Origin of the sequence: Arthrobacter sp. Hiyo1 (genome assembly GCF_001263615.2) — a bacterium.
Taxonomy (GTDB): domain Bacteria; phylum Actinomycetota; class Actinomycetes; order Actinomycetales; family Micrococcaceae; genus Arthrobacter.
Genome location: NZ_DF952474.1, coordinates 352,424 through 354,235, shown reverse-complemented (window position 1 = coordinate 354,235; position 1,812 = coordinate 352,424). Strand labels below are relative to the sequence as shown.

Annotated in this window: 2 protein-coding genes and 1 pseudogene; 1 reads left to right on the top strand and 2 read right to left on the bottom strand. The window is 65.0% G+C overall.

Annotated features, from left to right (window positions below; genetic code table 11):
• Position 1 precedes the first annotated feature (1 nt).
• Positions 2–762 (top strand): annotated as a pseudogene (gene istB, locus AHiyo1_RS18935) (IS21-like element helper ATPase IstB).
• A 125-nt stretch (positions 763–887) separates the two neighbouring features.
• On the opposite strand, the gene AHiyo1_RS18930 reads toward istB, so the two are convergent.
• Together AHiyo1_RS18930 and AHiyo1_RS18925 are read right to left on the bottom strand one after the other, a co-directional pair.
• Positions 888–1,214, bottom strand: a complete 327-nt coding sequence (locus tag AHiyo1_RS18930; RefSeq protein ID WP_059389586.1) for a hypothetical protein — start codon at positions 1,212–1,214, stop codon at positions 888–890.
• Positions 1,215–1,219: 5 nt separating this feature from the next.
• Positions 1,220–1,812 (bottom strand): DUF3592 domain-containing protein (locus tag AHiyo1_RS18925; protein WP_059389585.1); only part of this gene is annotated, 593 nt, incomplete at its 5' end.

Sequence of the window (1,812 nt, the reverse complement as noted above, 5' to 3'; positions counted from 1 at the left end):
CCTGACCGAACAGGCCGCTGTCGCCGCCGTGGACCAGGCCTGCCGCCGGCTGCGCCTGCCCACCGTACGGGCGGTCCTGGACGAAGCCCTCACCGTCGCCGGGAAGGAACAACTCTCCTACCAGGGCTTCCTGGCTGAGCTGCTGCTGGCTGAGTGCGATGACCGGGACCGGCGCTCCTCCATCCGCAGGGTCAAAGCCGCCAACTTTCCAAGGCCCAAGTGGCTCGGGGACTTCGATTTCGACGCGAACCCGAACATCAACCCGCAACCATCCACACCCTGGCCACCGGGGACTGGATCCGCAAAGGCGCACCCCTATGCCTGATCGGAGACTCCGGAACCGGCAAAACCCACCTGCTCATCGGGCTCGGCACCGCCGCCGCGGAACAGGGTTACCGGGTCAAATACACCCTCGCGACCCGCCTCGTGAACGAACTCGTCGAGGCCGCCGATGAGAAGGTCCTGGCCAAGACCATCGCCAGATACGGGCGCGTTGATCTGCTGTGCATTGACGAACTGGGCTATATGGAACTGGACCGCCGCGGCGCCGAACTCCTCTTCCAGGTCCTCACCGAACGAGAAGAAAAGAACTCCATCGCCATCGCCTCCAACGAATCCTTCTCCGGCTGGACGAAAACCTTCACCGACCCCAGATTGTGCGCCGCGATCGTGGACCGGCTCACCTTCAACGGCGCCATCATCGAAACCGGCACCGACTCCTACCGTCTCGCCCACACCATCGCCCAACAGGCCGCGAGCTAATCAGGGTGTGGTCAATGTAGTCGTTGCTGGAAGAGGCCCTGCAGCATCGATTCACAGCATGCCCGGCTGCTGACCCGGCAACCAAGCTGGATTGGGCTCTGTCCCTAGGGGTCGGTTAGCAGGCGTTATAGGCCGATGGCGCGGAGTTGGAAGTCGTTAGGAACCGAAAGACTTACAAGGTGGAGCCGGTTCTCGCCTTTGACGGAGGCGGCGGCGCGCGTCGCTCCGTCTTCGAGGAGGGCAAAGTCGAGCTTATCGCCGGGCTTCGGCTTCGGCCGTGGACCTCCGTCATTGAAGTCCATGGTGAAGATGCGGTCATTCCCCGTGGTGTCTTGGGCTTCCAGGTAAAGTGTGGTTCCGCTCTTGGACTGCGTCCGGCCCCGGACGGTGGCGATGAGTTCCTGCCATGGCTTCCCTCGGGAGAACAGGCGCCTTGCGTCGCGGTAGGACAATGCCCCTAACAGCAGGAACAGGCCCAGGATCCCGGCCGCGACGGGGGCGCTGATGCTACGCCTATCCAGACGTCCTCCCGCGGGTACCCGTGTCCGAGGACGGCGATGTCACCCGGGTTCTCGGGGTTGAGAGCGAGCTGGACCTGCGTGCCGGGTTGGAGCGCTGCCTTGCAGGCCTTGCCGGAATCGACGGTGGCGTGCTGCTGTTGACCGCCCAGGGTGTATGCGATGGCGAGGGTGCACAAGTAGTCGCCGCCCTTGTTGCGGTAGGGCTGCTGGCTCGTCACGGTGCCGCCTGTGCGGATGGACCCGGCCGTGAACGGAGCGAGTGCTACGCCGAGTCCGAACCCTGTGGCGATCACCACAGCGGTGAGGGCCACGGCAAACGCCGCCACGGTCAGCCGCATCCTTCGCCGCAAGGAACTGCCCAGCCAAGCCGGCGCTTGGTGCGCCAGGTACGGGCTGGCCTTCAGGCGCACACCGTCCGGCAGGGCGAAAGACCAAGACTCCTCGTCCCCGACCACTTCGCGTGGCGCCGACAGCACGCCCTCGCCGACGTGCTCGCCCGGCACATCGTTCCCCTGGCGATCCTTCATTC